This window comes from Caldicellulosiruptor sp. DIB 104C (assembly GCF_028198085.1).
Classification (GTDB): Bacteria; Bacillota; Thermoanaerobacteria; order Caldicellulosiruptorales; family Caldicellulosiruptoraceae; genus Caldicellulosiruptor; species Caldicellulosiruptor saccharolyticus.
The window spans coordinates 115,318-138,064 of sequence record NZ_CP116337.1; the positions used below are offsets into that span (position 1 = coordinate 115,318).

Annotated in this window: 17 protein-coding genes and 2 pseudogenes; 11 read left to right on the forward strand and 8 right to left on the reverse strand. The window is 36.2% G+C overall.

Going from position 1 to position 22,747, the window contains the following annotated elements; translation table 11 throughout:
* Positions 1–38 precede the first annotated feature (38 nt).
* From cooS to PGC14_RS00515, 6 genes are all read left to right on the forward strand, one after another.
* The gene (gene cooS, locus PGC14_RS00490) at positions 39–1,922 is read left to right on the forward strand and encodes an anaerobic carbon-monoxide dehydrogenase catalytic subunit (protein WP_271629234.1); all 1,884 of its coding nucleotides are present in this window, start codon (positions 39–41) and stop codon (positions 1,920–1,922) included.
* Between the two features lie 19 nt (positions 1,923–1,941).
* Positions 1,942–2,382 (forward strand): 4Fe-4S dicluster domain-containing protein, encoded by a 441-nt coding sequence (locus PGC14_RS00495; RefSeq protein ID WP_039765694.1) that lies wholly within the window; start codon positions 1,942–1,944, stop codon positions 2,380–2,382.
* Positions 2,383–2,399: 17 nt separating this feature from the next.
* Positions 2,400–3,683 carry an NAD(P)/FAD-dependent oxidoreductase gene (locus PGC14_RS00500; protein WP_271629235.1) on the forward strand — a complete coding sequence of 428 codons (1,284 nt, stop codon included), beginning with the start codon at positions 2,400–2,402 and terminating at the stop codon, positions 3,681–3,683.
* Between the two features lie 198 nt (positions 3,684–3,881).
* On the forward strand, positions 3,882–4,325 hold the full coding sequence (locus tag PGC14_RS00505) for a MarR family winged helix-turn-helix transcriptional regulator (RefSeq protein ID WP_271629236.1): 444 nt from the start codon (positions 3,882–3,884) through the stop codon (positions 4,323–4,325).
* A gap of 63 nt (positions 4,326–4,388) precedes the next feature.
* Entirely contained in the window at positions 4,389–6,617 is a 2,229-nt protein-coding gene (locus tag PGC14_RS00510; RefSeq protein ID WP_271629237.1) for an ABC transporter ATP-binding protein, read from the forward strand.
* Between the two features lie 56 nt (positions 6,618–6,673).
* Entirely contained in the window at positions 6,674–8,494 is a 1,821-nt protein-coding gene (locus tag PGC14_RS00515; protein ID WP_422653037.1) for an ABC transporter ATP-binding protein, read from the forward strand.
* Between the two features lie 100 nt (positions 8,495–8,594).
* Here the strand turns inward: PGC14_RS00515 and PGC14_RS00520 are convergent, their stop codons facing one another.
* Positions 8,595–9,278, reverse strand: a complete 684-nt coding sequence (locus tag PGC14_RS00520) for a helix-turn-helix domain-containing protein (protein WP_271629239.1) — start codon at positions 9,276–9,278, stop codon at positions 8,595–8,597.
* 277 nt (positions 9,279–9,555) lie between these two features.
* Here PGC14_RS00520 and PGC14_RS00525 point away from each other — a divergent pair.
* A pseudogene (locus PGC14_RS00525) lies at positions 9,556–10,684 on the forward strand (iron-containing alcohol dehydrogenase).
* A gap of 116 nt (positions 10,685–10,800) precedes the next feature.
* Here PGC14_RS00525 and PGC14_RS00530 read toward each other — a convergent pair.
* From PGC14_RS00530 to PGC14_RS00550, 5 genes are all read right to left on the reverse strand, one after another.
* Positions 10,801–12,345: an alpha-amylase family glycosyl hydrolase gene (locus PGC14_RS00530; RefSeq protein ID WP_271629240.1), complete on the reverse strand. Its 1,545-nt coding sequence runs from the start codon at positions 12,343–12,345 to the stop codon at positions 10,801–10,803.
* A 118-nt stretch (positions 12,346–12,463) separates the two neighbouring features.
* Positions 12,464–12,685 (reverse strand): hypothetical protein, encoded by a 222-nt coding sequence (locus tag PGC14_RS00535; RefSeq protein ID WP_271629241.1) that lies wholly within the window; start codon positions 12,683–12,685, stop codon positions 12,464–12,466.
* Positions 12,686–12,709: 24 nt separating this feature from the next.
* On the reverse strand, positions 12,710–14,965 hold the full coding sequence (locus PGC14_RS00540) for a spermine synthase (RefSeq protein ID WP_271629242.1): 2,256 nt from the start codon (positions 14,963–14,965) through the stop codon (positions 12,710–12,712).
* Between the two features lie 36 nt (positions 14,966–15,001).
* Positions 15,002–15,733: a cytochrome c biogenesis CcdA family protein gene (locus PGC14_RS00545; protein WP_039765710.1), complete on the reverse strand. Its 732-nt coding sequence runs from the start codon at positions 15,731–15,733 to the stop codon at positions 15,002–15,004.
* 13 nt (positions 15,734–15,746) lie between these two features.
* Complete coding sequence (locus PGC14_RS00550; RefSeq protein ID WP_271629243.1) at positions 15,747–16,283, reverse strand: hypothetical protein; 537 nt, start codon at positions 16,281–16,283, stop codon at positions 15,747–15,749.
* A 233-nt stretch (positions 16,284–16,516) separates the two neighbouring features.
* On the opposite strand from PGC14_RS00550, the pseudogene PGC14_RS00555 reads away from it, so the two are divergent.
* A pseudogene (locus tag PGC14_RS00555) lies at positions 16,517–17,737 on the forward strand (RNA-guided endonuclease InsQ/TnpB family protein).
* Positions 17,738–17,931: 194 nt separating this feature from the next.
* Positions 17,932–18,555, forward strand: coding sequence for a class I SAM-dependent methyltransferase (locus PGC14_RS00560; RefSeq protein ID WP_271629244.1), 624 nt, complete (start codon positions 17,932–17,934; stop codon positions 18,553–18,555).
* A 41-nt stretch (positions 18,556–18,596) separates the two neighbouring features.
* Here PGC14_RS00560 and PGC14_RS00565 read toward each other — a convergent pair whose 3' ends face one another.
* Positions 18,597–19,874 carry a methyl-accepting chemotaxis protein gene (locus PGC14_RS00565; protein ID WP_271629245.1) on the reverse strand — a complete coding sequence of 426 codons (1,278 nt, stop codon included), beginning with the start codon at positions 19,872–19,874 and terminating at the stop codon, positions 18,597–18,599.
* A gap of 173 nt (positions 19,875–20,047) precedes the next feature.
* Between PGC14_RS00565 and murA the strand changes: the two genes are divergently transcribed.
* On the forward strand, positions 20,048–21,295 hold the full coding sequence (gene murA / locus PGC14_RS00570; protein WP_271629246.1) for a UDP-N-acetylglucosamine 1-carboxyvinyltransferase: 1,248 nt from the start codon (positions 20,048–20,050) through the stop codon (positions 21,293–21,295).
* A gap of 80 nt (positions 21,296–21,375) precedes the next feature.
* Here the strand turns inward: murA and PGC14_RS00575 are convergent, their stop codons facing one another.
* Positions 21,376–21,909: a hypothetical protein gene (locus tag PGC14_RS00575; protein WP_271629247.1), complete on the reverse strand. Its 534-nt coding sequence runs from the start codon at positions 21,907–21,909 to the stop codon at positions 21,376–21,378.
* 165 nt (positions 21,910–22,074) lie between these two features.
* Here PGC14_RS00575 and PGC14_RS00580 point away from each other — a divergent pair, with 165 nt between their 5' ends.
* Positions 22,075–22,740 carry a response regulator transcription factor gene (locus PGC14_RS00580; RefSeq protein ID WP_271629248.1) on the forward strand — a complete coding sequence of 222 codons (666 nt, stop codon included), beginning with the start codon at positions 22,075–22,077 and terminating at the stop codon, positions 22,738–22,740.
* The last annotated feature ends 7 nt before the right edge of the window (positions 22,741–22,747 follow it).

Below are 22,747 nucleotides of genomic sequence, written 5' to 3' on the forward strand. Positions count from 1 at the left end.
ATAAAAAATCAATTAATATTGCGGGAGGTAATGGAGCTATGGAGATTTGCACATTTTGTGAGACAGCTGATAAACGATTAGGGGAATTTATAAAAAGTAAAGAAGATTTGGAGACTTCTTTTAACCGCAAACCGCGACAAAGTGTAAAATGCGGGTTTGGTCTTCAGGGAATTTGCTGCAGGTTGTGTGCAAATGGACCGTGTAGGATTACGCCAACTCAAAAAAGAGGGGTTTGCGGAGCCGATGCAGATACAATTGTTGCGAGAAATTTTCTAAGGGCAGTTGCAGCAGGAGCTGGCTGTTACTTGCACGTGGTAGAAAATGTTGCTCATAATCTCAAAAAGATGGCTGAAAATCAAATAGATGTACCATTTAAAGGTCAAAAGACGCTCCATGCACTTGCAGATAAACTTGGTATCCATGGACAATATGATAGAGAAATAGCTTTGCAACTTGCTGAAAAGGTATTATCTGACCTTTACAAACCCAGATGGCAGAAAATGGAACTGGTAAAGTACATGGCACCAGCCATGAGGTATAAAAAGTGGAGCGAACTGGGGATTTTGCCTGGCGGTGCAAAATCAGAGGTGTTTGATGCGGTAGTAAAAACAAGTACGAACCTTTCAAGTGATCCTGTCGATATGCTCATGCATGTTTTAAGACTGGGTATAGCCACAGGACTTTATGGACTGGCACTTACAAACAAACTTAACGATATCATCATGGGAGAGCCTGTGTTAAGGTCAGCGCCTGTAGGTTTCAGGGTAATAGACCCTGATTACATAAACATAATGCCTACAGGACATCAACAGTCACTTTTTTGGGCTTTGCTAAAGAGGTTAAATGATGAAGATGTAAAAAAGATGGCTCAAGACGTTGGTGCAAAGGGATTCAGAATAATAGGGTGTACATGCGTGGGTCAGGATTTTCAGTTAAGAGGTGAGCATGCAAAGGATGTGTATGCAGGCCACGTAGGTAATAATTTCACAAGTGAAGCTGTACTGGCAACAGGTGCTATAGACCTTGTCGTATCTGAGTTCAATTGTACTATACCTGGTCTTGAAACAGTAGCTGAGAGGTATATGGTAAGACAAATTTGTATTGACGATGTGGCTAAGAAAGCTAACGCAGATCTTGTGCAATATAGTCCTGAAGAAGCTATGGAGATTGCAGACAGGATTTTAAAAGAAGCTGTGGATAGCTACAAATTTAGAAGAGGTAGGGTAAATATAGACATACCTTATGACCACGGTTATGAGAGTGCACTGACGGGAGTAAGCGAAGGGTCTCTTAAAGAATTTTTAGGTGGAAGCTATAAACCTCTTATTGATCTTATAGCTTCGGGCAGAATCAAAGGTATAGCAGCTATTGTTGGTTGTTCCAATCTTACCTCTATAGGCCATGATATTTTTACTGTAGAACTGACCAAAGAATTAATAAAACGAGATATACTAGTACTGTCTGCGGGGTGCACAAGTGGGGGACTTGAAAACTGGGGTCTTATGTCAAAAGGAGCTGAAGAGCTGGCAGGAGACAAATTAAAAGAGGTGTGCAGAGAGCTTAACATACCACCTGTGCTAAACTTTGGTCCATGCCTTGCCATAGGCAGACTTGAGATAGTGGCAGCAGAACTGGCAGAGATTCTCAACGTGGATATTCCACAGCTGCCTTTAGTACTTTCTGCACCTCAATGGTTAGAAGAGCAGGCTTTGGCTGATGGTGCTTTTGGGCTGGCGCTTGGATTGCCTTTACATCTTTCAATTCCTCCTTTTATAACAGGAAGCAAGCTGGTGACAGAGATTCTGACAGAAAAGTTGCCAGACATAACTGGAGGACGGCTGATTATAAATAATGATGTAAAATCTTCTGCTGATGAGCTTGAAAGTATCATTCTTCAGCGCAGAAAAGATATGGGTATCTAATTAAAGAGGTGTATTATCAATGAAAAGGATATATATAGAACCAACAACATGTACAGGATGTATGAATTGCATCCTGGCGTGTATAGCTCACCATAAAGGTGTGCAATCAGTACTTGAGATAGATTTCTCAGACAATGATTTAGAATTTGCAAATAATATAGTCTTGAACAACGAAGGGAAGATTGTCCCTATTTTCTGCCGACATTGTGACCAACCAGAATGTGTTGCAGCTTGTATGTCTGGTGCGCTGACAAAAGACGAGACAACAGGATACGTAATTTGCAACCAGAGCTGGTGTGCAGGATGCTTTATGTGCGTTATGTCATGCCCTTATGGCATGATAAAACCTAACAAAAGTGGTGATGTTGCTATAAAATGTGATATGTGCCTGGACAGAGAAATACCTGCATGTGTCCAAAGCTGCCCTGTCCAGGCTATTTCCCTTATTGATGTTGATTAAAGCGAGGGGAGAATCTGATGAAATATTTGATTATAGGTGCCAGTGCCGCAGGGCTAAGTTGTGCAAGGACACTCAGACGGCTTGATAGCAATGGAGAAATTGTTGTAATTTCAAAAGACGATATGGTATATTCACGGTGTATGCTTCATTATTTCATAAGTGACGACAGACCTTTGGACAAGATGAGGTTTGTGGAAGAGAATTTTTTCGATAAAAACAAAATAAAATGGATAAGAAATACCACTGTGATAGAAATTAGACCTTTCAACAAAAGTGTTGTCACTTCCGATGGCGCTGAACATACATATGATAAACTACTTATAGCTACCGGCGCTACCCCTGTAATTCCTCCTATAGAAGGCTTAGCAGAAGGTATAGAAAAGAGAAAAGATATATTTACCTTACGTGATATAGGTGATGCTATAAAGATTAAAGAAGCGGCTAAAACAAGTAGGCAGGCTGTGGTCATTGGCGGTGGGCTAATAGGGCTGGATGTTGCAGTGAGCCTTAACAAGCAGGGAGTCAAGGTAACCGTAATAGAGATGAAAGACCATATCCTACCTCAGCAATTAGACAAGACAGCAGCGCAAAGGTACGAGAGGATGTTTAAAGACAAAGGAATAGATATCATTACTGGACAGTCTGTTTCAAATGTAATCTACGGGTTATCAGGGAAGGTTAAAGGCGTGACTTTATCAGATGGAAGTTTTGTTTTTGCCGATATGATTGTAGTGGCAGTCGGAGTAAAACCTTCTTTTCCAAGAATAGATAAATGTCATCTTGAAACTGAAAATGGAATTGTTGTAGATCAATACCAGAGAACTTCTATACAAGACATTTATGCTGCTGGTGATGTATGTCAAACGTTTGAACTCTTGACACAAAGACATATATTAACACCTATATGGCCTTCGGCTGTAAAACAGGGGCAGACAGCAGCATATAATATGGCAGGAATTGATAAACCTTTAATGGACAATTTTGGCTTTAAAAATTCAATGAAGTTTTTTGGCTTGAGTACAATAAGTTATGGATATGTAGAGCCACCCGATAACAGCTATAATGTAGCAATTTGCAGTGGACCGAACTATTATTATAAAGTGGTCTATAAAGAAAATGTCTTGTACGGTGCTATAATACAAGGAGATATATCAGGAGCAGGTGTGATTGGCAAGCTTATCCAAGACAAGTATAACCTTTCTAATAAATTGCTGAGAAATGACTGGAATAATGTCTTTAGGTTGACATATGGAGATTTTTTCAAGCAAAATCAGGATGGAACGTTTGAATTTGCTTATTGAAAAGATAATAAAAGCTATGTAATGCAGGTGGAGCATTTTCAATTTAGAATCTTCCCTTTTTAAAAAGGGAAGATTTTTTATTTATTCACTTCTTTTCATAGGTTATTGACACAGAATTCTTTTGAGCGTAAAATATATAGCATGCAAAATATTCTTATACGAAATATTTTAGAACTAAATATTGAAAGGGGCGCAAAGATGGATGATATAAGCAAAGGGCTTAAGATAATTGAGCTTGTGAAGGAAATAATGAAAATAACAAAGAAAATAGCAAGGCACCAGTTTGACCAATTTGACATCACAGCACCTCAGGGTATGCTTTTGGGGCAGCTGATTCGCCATGGAAAGATGAAGGTGAGCGATTTGAGCAGAAAAATGGGGCTATCGAACAGCACTGTCTCAGGAATAATTGACAGGCTTGAAAAGCAGGGGATGGTTCAGAGAATAAGAAGTCAAGAAGACAGAAGAGTTGTGTATGTTGATGTCACACCAAGGTTCAAAGATGCTTTTGAGAAAAATTTCAAGGATATGGAGAAGAGGTTTGAAGAAATACTCAACAGGGCAGACGAAAAAGAGATAGATACAATATTAAATGGCCTTGAAACCTTAAAAAAGGTTTTAGATAGGTATGTGCACAAATAGAGTTTTGTCTACAATAGCTATTTTGGCTAAAAATCCAAAAACTAACAAAGAAGGTGAAATAACTTGACAAAACTGGCAAAGTATATGAAACCATATGTCTTCCTACTCTTTATGGCCATCTTTTTTGTAGTTGTTCAAGCAATGAGTGATTTAGCTTTGCCCGATTACATGTCAAACATAGTAAACAAAGGTATCCAGCAGGGTGGTATAGTGAATGCAGTACCCGAAGCTATAAGAAAGACGCAGATGGATAAACTTTTGCTCTTTGTGTCAGATAGAGACAAGGAAAGGATTTTAAATGACTACAAACTAATTGATAAGTTAAGCAATGAATATGAGAAGTATTTAAAAAAATACCCAATTTTATCCAAGGAAGCTGTATATGTATTGAAAAAAGTTGACAAAGAAAAGATAGATAAACTGAATATACCCATGGCAAAAGCGCTTTTGACAGTGGCAGGGATTGAAAAGGCAAAAGCAAATGCAAAAAATGGGGTAATTGAATTCAATGGCAAACAGATTCCAGCCAACATAGATATTTTCATGCTTTTGAGCCAGCTTCCAAAGGATCAGCTTCTTAAAATCAGAGAAGAGATAAACAAAAAATTTTCTACTTTAGGCGACAGCATGGTTGTGCAGGCAGCAGCTGCTGTAATTAAAGATGAGTATAAAAGGATTGGGATAGATACAGGTGCTATTCAAACAAACTATATATTGCGCGTAGGACTTTTGATGCTTCTAATTACCCTTTTGAGCGCATTTTCTACTGTGATGGTTGCATTTTTTGGTTCAAAGGTTGCAGCTGGTGTTGCAAGAGATTTAAGGAAAGATATTTTTACAAAAGTAGAGAGCTTTTCAATAGCTGAATTTGACAAGTTTTCAACCGCTTCTTTGATTACAAGAACAACAAACGACATTGCTCAGATACAGATGCTTCTTGTAATTATGATAAGATTGGTATTTTATGCGCCTGTGATGGGCGTTGGAGGGGTGTTCAAGGCTCTTAGCAAAAGCCATTCAATGTCGTGGATTATAGCTTTGGCAGTTGCAATTCTTTTAGGGATTATAGCTGTGCTTTACAAAGTTGCAATGCCAAAGTTTTTGCTTATGCAAAAGTTGATTGACAGGCTAAATTTGGTTGCACGCGAGAACTTATCTGGCATTATGGTGGTCAGAGCTTTTAATAGCGAAAAGTTTGAAGAGGAGAGGTTTGACAGGGCAAATCAGGACCTTACCAAAGTAGGGCTTTTTGTAAATAGAAGCATGGCAGTTATGTTTCCAACCATGATGCTTGTTTTGAACGGAGTTACTCTTTTAATTGTATGGGTGGGAGCTCACCAGATTCAAAACTCAAGTATGCAAGTTGGAGACATGCTTGCGTTCATGCAGTACGCTATACAGATTATATTTGCCTTTTTGATGCTATCTGCCCTGTTTATTATGATACCAAGAGCTTCTGTATCTGCACAGCGTATTGCTGAAGTACTATCAACAGAGCCTTCTGTAAAAGACCCTAAAAATCCAAAAAGCTTTGATGAGAGCAAAAAAGGCATGGTTGAGTTTAGAAATGTCTCTTTCAAGTATCCCGGTGCAGAGGAATATGTTCTAAAGAACATAAACTTTACAATTTTACCCGGCCAGACAGTTGGCGTTATTGGAAGGACAGGCTCAGGAAAAAGCACACTTGTAAATTTAATTTTGAGGTTTTTTGATGCGACAGAAGGTCAAGTTTTAGTTGATGGGGTAGATGTGAGAGAAGTTAAGCAAGAAGACTTGAGAAGGAAAATAGGGTATGTTCCGCAGAAGAGCTGGCTTTTTAGTGGAACGATAAAATCTAATCTCAAATACGGCAGGGATGACGCAACAGACCAAGAGATTGTAGAGGCAGCAGAGATTGCCCAGGCGCTTGAGTTTATCAATGAAAAGCCCAACAAGTTTGATACCGAGATTGCTCAAGGTGGAACGAATGTGTCAGGTGGACAAAAACAAAGACTTTCTATTGCAAGAGCTCTTGTTAAAAAGCCTGAGATTTACATCTTTGATGAGAGCTTTTCAGCTCTTGACTTTAGAACAGAACTTGCTCTGAGAAGGAAACTCAGAGAAAAGCTGACAGACAGCACAGTTATTATGGTTTCGCAAAGGGTTGCAACTATGATGCATGCTGACCAGATTATAGTATTAGACGATGGTGAGCTTGTTGGAATAGGAAAACACGAAGAACTTCTAAAAACTTGTCCAACTTATAGAGAAATAGCACTATCACAGCTGCCAGAGGAGGAGTTGGTGGGATGAACGAAGACAAGGGAACACAACAAAGAAGTGTGCATGGGATAAGACCTCGAAGGGGTATGGGCCATGGACCGCGTGGTTTTGTCCCCGGTGAGAAAGCAAAAGATTTTAAAGGTACTATGAAAAAACTTATAAGGTATTTGTCTGCCTATAAGATTTCTCTAATAACTGTGCTGGTTTTGGCAATTTTGAGTACCTCATTTTCGATTGCAGGACCCAAGATTTTGTCAAAGGCAATTACAAAGATCTTTGAAGGTATAATGAACAGAATAACCGGGCAGGGCAGCGGCACAGATTTTGAATATATTGGGAAGATTTTAATTATCCTACTTGTGCTGTACGGACTCAGCAGCATTTTCGGGTATTTGCAAGGATGGATAATGTCTGGTATTTCGATGAAAGTCACATACAGATTTAGAAAAGAAATCTCAGAGAAGATAAATAGACTCCCTTTGAAGTATTTTGAAAGCACCAACCAAGGTGAGATTTTATCGAGGATTACAAATGACGTTGATACAATTACACAAACACTTAATCAGAGCATGACACAGATAATTACCTCTGTGACAATGGTCCTTGGTGTGCTTGTGATGATGATCAGTATTAATTGGCTAATGACCTTGGTTGCACTTTTGATCATACCTGCATCTTCAATTGTCATTGCCTTTATTATCAAATACTCTCAAAAATATTTTAGACAGCAGCAAGATTATTTAGGACATTTAAATGGGCATATAGAGGAAATGTATGGTGGGCATCATATAGTCAAGGCCTTTAATGGCGAGAAAAAGAGTATTGAAAAGTTTGATAGCCTTAACAATACATTGTACAATGCTGCTTGGAAGTCGCAGTTTTTGACAGGTGTAATGATGCCGCTTATGAACGTTATAGGCAATTTGGGATATGTAGTGGTAACCATTCTTGGCAGCTGGCTTGTTATAAAAAATGCAATTGAGGTTGGGGATATTCAGGCGTTTATACAGTACATCAGGTCATTTACACAGCCGATTGCCCAGATTGCAAATATCTCAAACATCTTGCAGCAGACTGCTGCGTGCGCTGAGAGAGTGTTTGAGTTTTTAGAAGAAGAGGAAGAAGTGCCAGATATGCCAAAACAGATTGATCTTGAGGATATAAAAGGGGAGATTGAGTTTAGGAACGTCAGGTTTGGCTACAGACCAGACAAGATTGTTATAAACAATTTCTCTGCAAAGATAAAAGCAGGGCAAAAGGTGGCAATTGTTGGACCAACTGGTGCTGGCAAGACTACCATTGTAAAGCTTCTTATGCGGTTTTACGATGTTAATGATGGTGCAATCTTGATTGACGGACATGATATAAGAGAATTTTCGCGAAAAGACCTGCGATCTTTATTTGGTATGGTTTTGCAAGACACATGGCTTTACAATGGAACTATTAAAGAGAATATAAAATACGGAAAGCCAGATAGCACAGACGAAGAAGTGATAAGAGCAGCAAAGCTTGCCCACATTGACCACTTTATAAGGACACTCCCACAAGGGTACGACACAGTGTTAAATGAGGAGACTACGAATATATCTCAAGGTCAAAAACAGCTTTTGACAATTGCACGTGCTATCTTGAAAAATCCAAAAATTCTTATACTTGACGAAGCAACAAGCTCTGTTGACACACTCACAGAAATCCAAATACAAAAGGCTATGGACAATTTAATGAAAGGAAGAACATCCTTTATAATAGCCCACAGGCTTTCTACAATAAGAGATGCTGATTTGATACTTGTCATGGACCATGGCAACATAGTGGAACAGGGTACACACCAAGAACTTCTTAAAAAAGGCGGATTTTACGCGAAGCTTTACTATAGCCAGTTTGAAAAAGAAGAGCTGGCAAGTTAACAAGGAAAAATGCCTGAACAAACAAAAGTCCTGGGGCAAAACCCAGGACTTTTTTTCTTAAGGAGTTTCCTTGAACAGATAAGATCGACACTTTTTGTTCTTAGCTATTTAGAGTTTTCTTGTATAAGTTTGGTGTAACTCCAAACTTGTTTTTGAATTCTTTAATGAAATGAGAAATATTTTCATACCTTATGTCATAACACACATTGGTAACATTTTCGAATTTTAATAACTCTTTTGCTTTATTAAGTTTTAAGTCTTTAATATATTCCTTTGGTGATTTCCCTGTGAACTTTTTAAAGTACTTAGTAAGTTCATATTCTTTCATGCTAAATTCTTTGGCAATATCTGAAATTTTTAATTTGCGCAAATAATTGGTGTTTATATAATCCAAGATATGATATATTTCTGAATTTTTATCGTTTATTATCTTCTCAGCACCTCTGTATTTGAAGATATCATATACAAACTCTTGAGTATATAAATCAAGGAGAAACTCTCTGTTGACCTTTCTGCTGAAGAATGTATCAACAATCTTTTTGTATGTCTGTGTCAAATCTGGGCTGTACTTTCCTACAAAAAGTACATTATTGACATTGCCAAGTTCATAAGGTTCAAACTCTATTTTTAGCTTGCTCAAAACATGGTTTATTAAATAGCTGTCTATTTCTATAACCAATGCTTTAGTTTTTTCTTCAATTTCTAATTTGACTCTTGAATAAGGCGGCAAAATTACAAAACTGTTACTATCATACTTGAATTTTTCAGACCCATTTATTTCCACATATTTATCTCCTTGTAAGATACTGCAAAATCTCAGATAGTTTTTGATGAATAACTTGCTCTTGTATAATTATCGAAATCATAGTAGAGTATTCTAACATGTTCTGCCTCTAAAACAGATGTTGGTGTTAGGTCACTTACCATCTCTCTATACCCCCGGCAAAAATGAAATATTATTTGCAAAAAAGAATTAGAAGAAGAGAAAAAGTGCATGTTAAAATTATAACAACATTTGCAGCAGATGTGGAGGGGTAAATGTGAAAACATATAGATTTTACATGCCACCTATTAGCTTGATGGGAAGAGGATGTTTGAAAGATGTTGGGCAAGAAATCAAAGCTTTAGGTTATAAAAAAGCACTGATTGTAACAGATAAAGCATTAGTGAAAATTGGTTTGGTTAAAAAAGTTACTGATATGTTAGATGAAGCAAATATAAATTATGTAATATTTGATGAAACAAAACCCAATCCAACAGTAAAGAACGTTGAAGATGGTTTGAAAATGTTAAAAGATAACAATTGCGACTTTTTAATATCAATTGGAGGTGGCTCACCACATGATTGTGCCAAAGGTATAGGACTTGTTGCAACTAACGGAGGTTCAATAAAGGACTATGAAGGGGTAAACAAATCACAAAAACCAATACTTCCTCTTGTTGCTATCAATACAACTGCAGGAACAGGCAGTGAAGTGACAAGGTTTGCAATTATCACTGATGAGGATAGACATGTAAAGATGGCAATAGTTGACTGGCATGTAACACCACTTATTGCTGTAAACGACCCAGAACTTATGATTGAAATGCCAAAGTCACTAACTGCTGCAACTGGAATGGATGCGTTAACGCATGCAATTGAAGCGTATCTATCTACTGATGCAACACCAGTTACAGATGCTTCAGCTTTGATGGCAATTGAATTGATTTTCAAATATCTGAAGAAAGCTGTTGAAAATGGCAATGATATTGAAGCAAGAGAAAAAATGCCTATGCTGAGTATTTGGCAGGGGTTGCATTTAACAATGCAGGTTTGGGCTATGTTCATGCAATGGCACATCAATTAGGTGGATTTTATGATTTACCACATGGGGTGTGCATGCAGTGTTATTACCACATGTTTTGGCATACAATTTTAAAGCGGTTCCTCACAGATTCATTGACATTGCAAAAGCAATGGGAATTGATGTGCAAGGAGCTTCCCAAGAAAAAGTCGGTGAAATGGTAATTGAGGGCATTAAGGATTTGTCAACAGAAATAGGAATACCAGCTGGTTTGAAAGAATTGGGTGTAAAAGATGAAGACATAAGGACTTTAGCTGAAAATGCTTTAAAAGATGCTTGTGGTTTGACAAATCCAAGACAAGCTACTGTAGAAGAGATAATGGAAATTTATAAAGCAGCATTTTAAAAAATTTCATTTTAAAAAAATTTTAGAAAAAACTTAAAGGCGGGCGATTCTGAGGAAGTTGCCCGCCTTTTAATCTTTTAATGTTGACTTAAATGGAAATTTTACGCTTCTGACTGTTAATTTAAAATGATAAAGGAATAAGGTTTTATTGAAAAAGCAAGTTTTCCATTTTTTAAAGACAAGATTTTCCCAGATCCTTTAACTATTTTGCCGGCAAGCTTAATATTAGATGGCAGGTTTATAGTCTTTGATAATTCCTTGCCTGTGAAATTAAAAATTACAACCATCTTCTGATTTTTGTAAACTCTTACAAAACCAAGTATATCGGAAGAGGTTTTAATTAGCTGAAAGTCACCTTTTAATAACGGTAGGTTCTTTTTTCGGAAACTAATCATGTCTCTGTAGAAATTGAGCAGAGAATTTTTGTCTTTTTCTTGTTTTTCAACTGAAGCAACATCAGGGCCGCTATTGTAGAGGCTCATCTCACAGTTTGTTTGTCCTTTTTTCCATGTCTCATACCATTTGAATGGCTCTCTAATATATTCATCTGGTTTTTGCCCTTTCATGCCAATTTCTTCACCATAGTAAATAAAAGGATTGCCAGGCAGTGTCAATAATAATGCTGCAGCTAATTTCATTTTGCTATTTGACCCAATTTCGGTATAAGCTCTGTTCATATCATGGTTTGTCAAAAATGGTGCATCAACAAATTGAGGATTGACATTTTTGTAGAGATTGTATATTGAAGAGAGGTTATTTTGCAAAGTTTGAGTATTTTCATATTTTACTCCTTCAATGATGTTTTGAGCAATATTAAAGTTAAAACAAGAATCAAATATCTTTGCATATTGCGCTATTCTTTGAGGACTATCCCACACTTCTGCTATAAGGTATACATCTTTTTTAATACTTCGGCAGAATTTTGCATATTCTTCCCACCACGCAAGAGTATCTTTTTCTCTGCTCAAAGGGTAAATATGCTTTGCGGCATCAAGCCTAAAACCATCTACTCCTTTTTCTAACCAGAACTTGGCGATTTTCTTCATCTCTTCTCTCACAGTTTTATTGTCAAAATTGAGGTCTGGCATCTCGGACCAAAATATAGCATTGTAGTAACTATCGCCCTTTTTATACCATTGTTTTGTGCCAAGGTCTGATGGTTCATCAAGGTTTGTGTTTGGTGTTGCCCAGATATAATAGTTTCTGTACTTGCTATTTTTATTACTTGATGCTTCGATAAACCAAGGGTGTTTGCTACTTGTGTGATTTATCATCATATCTATGATGACTTTGATACCCATCTTGTGAGCCTTTTTTATGAAGTTGACAAAATCCTCATTTGTACCATAGTCGGGATTGACTTTGTAATAGTTTGTTACATCATATCCGTGATAGCTTGGAGATTCAAATATTGGCATAAGCCAGATGGCATTTACACCTAAGGATTTGATATATGGAAGTTTTTCAGCCAAACCATTTATGTCCCCTATGCCATCACCATTACTGTCATAAAATGACCTGACAAAAACTTCGTAGAAAATCAAACCGTCTTTTTTAGTTTGAACTGGGCTTTGAGAATTAGAAAAACCTGCCCAAAATGAACCAAGTCCAACTGCGAAAACGATAGCAAATATGAATATGTACCTTAAGATTCTCTTCATTGAAATATTCCTCTTTCTCAAATAATATCGTTTGCATTATTATATGCCATATGAACTTTTTTGTCTATATTGTCCAATTTGATGCGATAAATCACAAAAAAAAGAGGGATAAATCCCTCTACTTGTTCTCTTCACTTTTAGATTTATCCAATGCAACTAATTCTTCACTGTGGTGATGTTGATGGAACTGGTGATCTTTGGGGTCAGATGCTTTTTGGGGTTCATTGCTGTGGTGGTGGTCATGGCCGTGGCAACCTTTTCCCATCATTGCTTTGTGCATAAAAATGTGTGCAAGCAAACATCCGCTCATTGCGAGAAGTATAAGCAGTGCCTCTTTCATCCCTAAATTCCCCCTTCCCATTTTTTATTTAGAAATTACTAAATTTCTATTTTGTAAGCTTATAAGCCCATATAAAATAGCTCCTGCAAGCATAGCAATGGTAAATCCAAACTCCATTGAAAGCATAATTGATAAAACTGAGCCTATAACTGACATTGCACCATTGAGTCCCCACATCACAGGAATTGTTTTGCTTTTCTTTTTATTTTCGCTTAATATCTTTATACCTCTTGGGAACGGCATTCCCATGAAAAAGCCTTGAATCATAACCAATATGGCTGCAATTAGTATTTTGCTGACTAAGCTAAAATTGGAGGTTACTTTGAATATTGAGTTTAGGGAGAATATTAGACCAATATTTATTATCATGACCAAAAGAGCAGGTAAATATATTCTATTTGACAGATTGTTAAACACCTTTGCATTGCTAAAATATGCACCTATTCCGCTGCCAATCAAAAGCCCAGCAAGTACATAATTGAAGGCAAGTACTGGATGACCCAAGTATAGAATAAACTTTTGAATAAGCGGAATCTCAATTAACATGTATCCTATTCCTAAGCTTGAAAAATACAAAGAAGGTTTGAATGCTTTTTCTTGGGAAATAATTGGTGTAAATAATATTACGCTTCCCAGAAGTATGAAAAAGAAGATAAATACCAGCACAGGTGAAACACCTTTGCTAAAGTCATAAAAGTATGGCTTGTCGTCTGTTGCAGGTGTTGCGCTGAATGAAAATCCGTTTTCGAACTCTACTAAAGTCAAATGTCCTTGCTTTATGTGGTAAAGTGGTCCCTTGTCATTAACATAAGGAATATAAAGCGGGACAATTTTTCCTTTGTCTGCAGTCTCTTTTAATTTCTTGCTTTCAAGTTGTGAAAAAGGCTTGTTTTTTACAATGATCATTGGATAATGAATATGTTCATTGCCGTTCATTAGTTGAATTTCTTTGGTGAAGATAGCCATATATTTTGGAGCCTCTTTGATTGATATACCTCTTTTGTTCAGTACGCGCAAAATGGTTGCTATCAGTTTGCTCATATCCTCTTTGTCGTGAGCCAAAAAGGCGAGTTTTCCATTATCTGTTAAGTGGTTCATATAGTCCTCAAGAGCTTCAACTGTAAACAGATAGTTTTCTGAAAGAGCATAACCTATGTTTTGGGATGCATTTGTCATGACCAGTGATAAGAATATCACATCATATTTTTCCTTAGATTTTCTTACAAAATTTCTACCATCTTCACCATAGATTTTTACTTCTGGCCTGTTGTAGATATCTCCATTGAACTCTTTAAAGTGTCTTACAGCGTCAATACTTGATGTATTTATTTCAACTCCAGTTATTTGTTTACTGTTTCCAGCTAAAGCATACAGAATATCTCTTCCACCGCCAGGCCCAATTATCAACGTTTTATGATTGTTTCCAAAAGAAAAAGGCAGATATTCAATGTCATCTTTATATTTGCTCAAGCTACTTTTTTTACCATCAAATCTATACATAGGCGCATTTGCTGTTCCATCAATTGTTACTATCATTTCATCGTTATCACCTTCTACTTTAATGACATCTGTTCGTGAAAATGCATTCCATTTGGTGTAGACAATCTTAGCTTTTTGGTTTGATTTTGCAATAGTGCCAAGTGTTTTTGTTTTGTTTGTGATAAATCCAATAAAGTTTTGTTCAATTGAATTTACGTACTTGTTCGGAATAAAGAGCGCTAACATGAAAAGAATCAATACACCAATGCCAAGCAAAGTTTTCTTTTTTAGCTGTAAAGTAAAAAGTAGCCAAGCTATTACTGAAATAATACAAATCAAAATTACAGACCGATATATTCCAAGATTGTTTAGTGAAAGCAACACAATTATGCTGCCAAATCCTGAGCCTGTAAGGTCTGCAAAATATAGCTTGTTGCTTATTTTTCCAAACTGCTCAAATGCAATTGAGAAAAAGTAACCACCTGCTACAAAAGGTAATGTGGCCAGAATTAAATAAATCAATACGTTGTTTTGAAACGGCAATACATATATAATTCCCAGTGAAAATATGTACGAGATAGATAGAAGAAATAAGGCCTTAACCAATGAATCAGTTTTTAAATTTTCACTTTTTTGACGCTTATTGTAAGCTATTATTCCACCTATACCAAGACCAAATATAGCAAATGATGTAATTAAAAAGGTATAATGATACCAAAATAAGGCAGAATATATTCGATTTAAAATGACCTGGTATATAAACAATGAAATTGATGCTAAGCTGATAACAACTAAAATCACCTTTGTTTCCTCCATTATTACAATTTTTTGTATCTATTACATTCCAAACGGCAATTTATAAGGTAGCAGTCTGCTAAAAATTGCTGTCAAGTCCTGGAGTTTGTTTAAAAACATCACAATACCAAGGAAAATGAGTGTAGCTCCTGCAACTGCACAGATAGCATTTTGGAATTTCTTTGCCTTTTTTATGGCATTAATCGCGTGAGGTAAATAATAACCAACAAGCAAATACGGTATTGCAAGACCTAAGGAAAATAATAACATTATTGTCATTCCTACAAAGGCACTTTTTGTGGTTGTGGTATATATCAATATGGAGTATAAAATTGGCCCGATGCAATGGGAACATACTATAGCGAAAAACAAACCTATTAGGAAAGTAGTGAAATATCTTGATGATGTCTTGATGTTATCTGCACTATATTTATTCAAAAAAGAAAGATTTAGATTTAGCAGACCAATCAAATTCAATCCCATTATTATAGTTATTGCCCCACCAATTTTATTCATTATCGTAGTATAACCACTTAACCATCTGCCAATACTTCCACCTAAAGCCCCTGCCATTGAAAAAACAAGTGTAAAGGCAGATACAAATATAAAGGTATTTATAAGTATAAACTTTTTCATTCTTTTGTGAACTTCTATATCCTTCAAATCTCTAACCGAAACACCTGTGATAAGTGAAAAATATACACTTATCATAGGTATTATGCAGGGGGAAAAGAAAGATGCTAATCCTGCTGCAAAAGGTAGTAAATAAGCCACTTTATAGATCCTCCTAATTCAAAAACTTCTTATTCCACCTATAAATTCTCGATTTGACACCTCCAATATTTTGTAACTCCAATTGGATATATTTGGTTTTAGGGGTAATAAGGTTTTTACCATTTATCTTTTTGGGTATTTTGATATATGCCATGACATGATGTCCTGAACCCTCAATTCGCCATGTTGCTTTTTTAACTTTTATACCTTCACTTGTAGTAAACAATATCTTTCCACTAAGATTGAGTGTGGACAAATCAACTTGATGATTGTCAAAAAACACCTCAAATACCAGGTTGTCTTTATCATCTTTTATAGGATTTAGATATCTTACCCCGACTGTAATGAATCCTTCACTGTTTATTATCAGAGGATCTGGTAACTTGTCTTTAGAACTTGTACTTTGTTTCAAATCCTGCTGATAGATAGTTTTAGTCTGTATATCACTTTGCTTTTTTTGTTGTGAGATTATAACTTGAGCGTACAGTGAAGATAGTATGAATGCAAAAAGGATGGCAATCACAATTATTCTCTTTGCTTTTTTGCTCACCAAAACTTCCTCCTTTGCATTTTAAGTTGTGTTCTTTTTTGCCAAATTTAAAGTAAACCTATTTATTTACTCGGAATTTTTATATAATAATTTTATCAAAGACCATTTTTACAAGTCAATTGACTTAACAAATTCTTTACAATTTATTAAAAAATTAAGCAAGAAGACTCCATCTTATACAAGATGGAGATGAATTGCTAAAAATGTGATATAATATTCCTCAGGTGATTAAAATGTACAAAACACAGAAAAATCATATAAGATGTGATAAACAAACATACAGACTGCTACGTCAGCTTTGCCACTTCTCAAAAAATCTGTACAACTATGCTCTGTACCATATAAGGCAACACTACTTTAAAACTCAGGAATATTTGCGATATGAAAGTGTATATCATCTTGTGAAAGAGAACGAAAACTACAGACTTTTGCCATCGCAGGTTGCCCAGCAAACACTTATTTCAGTGGATGAAGCTTTTAAATCTTTTCTGAGTCTTTTGAAAGGCAAAAAAGAAGGGAAGGTAGAAGAAAGAGTTTCAATGCCCAAATACCTGCCGAAGGATGGGATGTATCAGATAGTTTTTCCCAAGGACCAGTTCAAGACAGAGGGGAAAAAAGTACGATTGAGTCTTGGCAGGGGTTTTGCGAAAGAGTTTGGAGTAAAATACCTGTATTTTGACCTGCCAGCTACGGTTCTGGGTAAGGAAATTAGGGAAGTCAGGATAATACCAAGATTTAATGGTAGATGGTTTGAGATTGAGTATGTGTATGAAGATAAGCAGCAGGTAAGTATTTTTGATTTGAGCAGGTATTTAGGGGTAGACTTAGGGCTTGACAATTTTGCGGCGGTGGTTGATACCATCGGGACTGCCTTTTTGATAGAAGGCAGGTTTTTAAAATCAGTCAACCGATGGTACAACAAACAAAGGGCAAGACTGCAGTCGATTTACAGCAGGCACAAGGAATAAAATGTGGCAGAAAACTTGCTTTAGTTTCTCGCAAAAGACAGCATATAATTGACAACTTTTTGAATCAGGCTGTGAGTTTGATAATCAAGCACTGTTTGAACAATCAAATTTCTGCAGTAGTTGATGGGGAAATGAAAGGTATAAAGCAGGGGATAGAGCTTGGAGTTGTAAACAATCAAAATTTTGTGGGGATACCGTATGACAAGTTCAAGAGGAAGCTAAAATCAAAGTGCATGTATTATGGTATAAGGTATATGGAAGTGGATGAGAGCTATACATCACAAAGATGTAGCAGATGTGGGCATATTAGCAAAAGTAGCAGGAGATACAGGGGATTGTATGTATGCAGAAAGTGTGGGTGTGTAGTAAATGCGGATATAAATGGAGCGATAAGTATACTTGTGAAGGTATAAGGTAGAGTCTGTGGTGAAGCAGATAACCAGCAGTAGATGTGTGAACCAACCTGTGAGAATAAGGGTAGCATGAAAGCTACCAAACTTCTCATAAAGCCTTCACCTCTTTAGGTGGACGGTAGTTCACTTACACATTCAGATAAAAAGATGTTGAGCTCAAACTTTTGTAAAGTGGTAGAATAATTTAAAAAGAATAATTTCGATAGAGTGAGCTGCAACAACTCTAAAAACGAATAATAAACATATTGAAATGAAAGGAGAAAATATATGAAAAACAAAACAGAGATAATCAGGAAAAGATATGATAGAGCTGCTAAATACTATGATGCTATTGAAAATATAATGGAGAAAAAGTGGTTTTCTCAGTGGAGAAAGTTATTATTTAGCTATGTAAAAGGCCCTAAGGTTTTAGAAGTAGGTGTCGGCACGGGTAAAAATATGCCTTATTATAGTCAAGATTGGGAAATAGTTGCAATAGATTTTAGCCCCAAGATGCTTGAAAAAGCAAAAGAAAGATCCGCAAAATTAAACTTGCAAGTAGACTTAAAACTTATGGATGTTCAGAATTTGGAATTTGCTAATAACTCTTTTGATACAGTTGTGACAGCCTGTGTATTTTGTTCAGTGCCAGATCCCATTTTAGGTTTGAAAGAAATCCGCAGAGTCTTAAAAGGCGATGGACTTTTAGTAATGCTTGAACATGTTCGAAGCAAAAAAGAGCCAATAGGCAAAATAATGGATATATTAAATCCCTTGGTTGTTGGGCTTTATGGAGCTAATATAAATCGAAATACAGTAGAAAATGTTAAAAAAGCCGGGTTTGAGATAGTTGAGGAAAAGAACTTGTTATCTGACATTGTGAAATTGATTGTTGCAAAGCCTATAAAATAATAAGGGATTGGGCTTATCTTCCCAACCCCTTTTATCTTTTTTTATCTTATTTTGTACTTCTTCAGCTTCTTATCAAGCTCATCAACAAGCTTTTGCAAGGATTGTGCTGAGTATTTCATCTCGTTTATAGAATTTAACTGGTTTTCAACAGTTGCAGCAACTTCCTGTGATGCAGCAGCTGTTTCTTGTGAGACTGAGGATATACTTTCAATTGCTCTTATTACAGCATTTCTTGCCTCTTCCATTCTGTTTAGAGCTTCCTTTACAATTTGCGTCTTTTCAACAATTGCAGTGATTTCATCAGAGATCTTTCCGAAAGAATGCTGGGACTCGATAACAGCATCTCGTTGACCAAGTGCTGCTGCTTTGATTTCGTCAATAATCTTGATTGTATTTTCTGTTTCACTTAAAATAACATCCACTATTGAATTTATCTCATCTGCTGCTTTTTTGCTCTGATCAGCAAGTTTTCTTACCTCGTCAGCAACAACAGCAAAACCTTTGCCTGCCTCGCCTGCTCTTGCCGCCTCAATTGCAGCATTTAAAGCCAACAGGTTTGTCTGCTCTGCAATTGTATTTATTACCTCAACAAAGTTAGATATAGTCTTAATTCTCTCAACGAATGTCATAATTGTTTCAATTACCTTTTCAGCGGTTGTAAGAGCAACTTCGCTCTTTTCACGAAGATCATTCATTTTTTCAATTCCGTCTTTGTTAAGAGTCTCGATTTTATTTGTTTCTTCAATTACAGCATTATAACTTTCTGAAACTGCATTGAGCTGTTCAGAAAGGTTATTTACTAAAAGAACACCATGCTGCGCTTCTTCTGCCTGCTGTGAAGCACCTTTTGCAATTTCTTCAACTGTCTTTGCAATTTCTTCAATTGCAGCTGCTGCATCTTCAGATGTTTTTGTGACCTTCTTTGATGCCCCAACTATTGCATTTGATAGGTTAAAAAACTCTTCAATCAGAAGTTTTATGTCAGAAAGTACAATGTTTACACTTGATGCAACTCTTTGGATATTCCCAAATTCCTTTGATGAGATGAGCTTACTATAGTCTCCGTTCTTGATAACTTCCAGAGTATTTTCAAGCTTTGTAATCATCTTATTCATTTCATAGCGGATCATAAAAGCTGTTATTGCAAGTGTTAGAATAAACGTGATTGTTGCAACTACGATGCTGTAAAGTTTTAGATTGCCTGTTGGCATGATAATTCCAAGAAGAATGTCGAGGATGATTATAAACGCGAGGGCCACGTATGTAAGACCAATAACTCCTTTTTTTACAGATTCATTTCCATTACTTTTTGGTGGCATTGACTTCACTCCTTATCCCATAAATTTCTTCCTTATACCATCTATTATAATACAAGATGTTAACTTTTTGCTAATATTTCTTTCAAAAAAGTTGTTTTTAATGTTTAAATGACATCTAAGAATTGAATACTACTATAATAAAAGCTCAAAAAAGTTCAAAGGAGCACAAAATAATGGAGAAATTTATAATAAGCGGAGGGAAAAAACTTTTTGGAAGTGTTAAAGTTCACTCTTCAAAGAATGCAATTCTGCCGATCTTGGCAGCTTCTATTATAACAGAAGATAATATTTATCTACATGATATTCCTATGTTAGAAGATATAAAAATCATGATAGAGATACTTCGCCACTGCGGATGTGAGGTAAAAAATACTGATGAAACATTGGTTATAAGCCCAAATGTTGTAAATAATGATATCAATATTGACATAGTAAACAAACTCAGAGCTTCTATACTTTTGCTGGGAAGTATGCTTGCACGCTGCAACAAAGTTATATTAGGTATGCCAGGGGGTTGTAACATTGGCACAAGGCCGATAGACCTTCATATAAAAGGGCTTTCAAAACTTGGGGCGGAGATAAAGTTAAATCAAGGATACATTGAAGCAAAAGTGAAAAAGCTGAAAGGAGAAAAGATATATCTTGACTTTCCGTCAGTTGGGGCAACAGAGAATATTATGATTGCAGCCGTTTTAGCAGAAGGCGAGACCATTATAGAAAACGCAGCAACAGAGCCAGAGGTTGTTTGTCTTGCAAATTTCTTAAGCTCAATGGGTGCAAAGATATATGGTGCTGGGACTGACACAATAAGGATTTTGGGAGTGAACAAGCTTAAAAGTGCTTCTTTTACTCCAATTCCAGACAGAATCGAAGCCGGCACATACATGGTAATGGCAGCTGTGTGTGGCGGTGAGATAGAAATTACAAATGTGGTTATTGAACATATAAGACCTATAATTGCTAAGTTCAAAGAGTGCAATATCAAGGTTGTTGAAGGTGAAAATACTATTAAGGTTTTTTCGACGGACAAGATAAAACCAACAGATATAAAAACATTGCCATACCCGGGTTTTCCAACAGATATGCAAGCACCAATGATGAGTTTACTTACAGTTGCAAAAGGTACAAGTATGGTGATAGAAACAATATTTGAGAACAGGTTTTTACATGTAGGAGAGCTTTTAAAAATGGGTGCTAATATCAAATTAGAAGGAAGAGTTGCAATTGTGGAAGGCGTGAAAAGATTAACTTCTGCAAAACTTGAAGCAAAGGATTTGCGAGGAGGTGCGGCACTTGTAATAGCAGCTTTGATGGCAGATGGTACAACCGAGATAGAGGGGATTGAACACATTAGCAGAGGGTATTTTGAGTTTGAAAAAAATATATTAAGCCTTGGAGGAGATATAAAAAGAATAGTTTAAACCAAGTAAAAATTAAAAAAAGCCTGTCTGCTTTGTTTTTTGCAGACAGGCTTTAACTTTTTTGCTGTAGCATTGTTCAATTAATATCCCATCATGCTTCCAAAGCCAGAACCCATCATTCCGCCACCATGTCCAAATCCCATCATTCCTGCATGATCAGTGCCATTGTTTGACCAATCTAACATGTGGTCAATGCAAAACTGAAGGTTTGATTGAAAGTGTTTCTTTAAAGAATCAGCTTGCTGTTGTGTTATTTTTCCATCTTTTAAAAGTTTGTCAATTTCAGCAACCCTCAAGTCGTACAACTTCTTTTTAAACTGGTCAACTGTTAATTTCTTTTCTTTAAGAATATCATTTATAGTTTTACCACTCTGTAATTTTTTAACAAGTTCATCAACTGAAATGCCCAAGGCTTTTGCAGCAAGTTCTTGCATATTCACATGCATCCCTACATTATATCCACCACAGCCTGTATTTTGTTGCTGTGCAGCTGCTGTAGTTTTAAGTGTTTTTTGAGCGGAGCTTGTTTGCACTCCTTTAGCAAGAACAAGTGTGAATGTGAGAGCAAGCGCTAATACTAAACTAATACCTAATATTGATTTTAAGAATTTCATCTTTAATCAACCTCCCAAAAATTTAATTTGTTTTACGTTTTATATGTTAAACTCTATTTGTAAGATGGGTATAAGCAAAGTGTAAAGAAATTGTAAAGAATAATTTTGAGCCTAACAAAAAATCTATTTAGAAAAGAGTATAATATAAAATAGGGTGGGTGAAAGATGGCAAATATCTTAGTTGTTGAGGACCAGCAAGATTTAAATCAAATAATTACAAGATTTTTGAAAAATGAAGGATTTGAGGTTATAAACTCGTACACTGCAAAAGGTGCACTGAGTAAGTTAAATGAGGCTGACTTGATAATTCTTGATATTATGCTACCTGATATGGAAGGGTATGAAGTATTGAAAGAAGCCAGCAAAAAAGGTATTCCCGCAATAATATTAACCTCCAAATCAGAAGAATTTGACAAGTTAAAAGGCTTTGAACTCGGGGCAGAGGACTATATCACAAAACCATTTTCTATGCTTGAGCTGATTGCACGCGTAAAGGTTGTTTTGAGGAGAAGCAAGAATTTTGAAGAAAGCATAAAACTTTTAGATGGCAAGGTAGAGATTTTCCCCAAGAGGTTTAAGGTAATAGTGGATGGTGAGGATGTGAACCTCACTCATAAAGAGTTTGAGCTTTTGCTTTTCTTGGCTAAAAACAAAGATTTGGTAAAGTCAAGAGATGAGATACTTGAAAAGGTTTGGGGGTTTGATTTTATTGGTGAGACTCGAACTGTGGACGTTCATATAAAGCAGTTAAGAGAAAAACTAAAAGACTACAAGTTTTTAATAAAGACAGTTTGGGGTGTGGGCTATAAACTTTCGGAGGATAAAGAATGATTGAAAG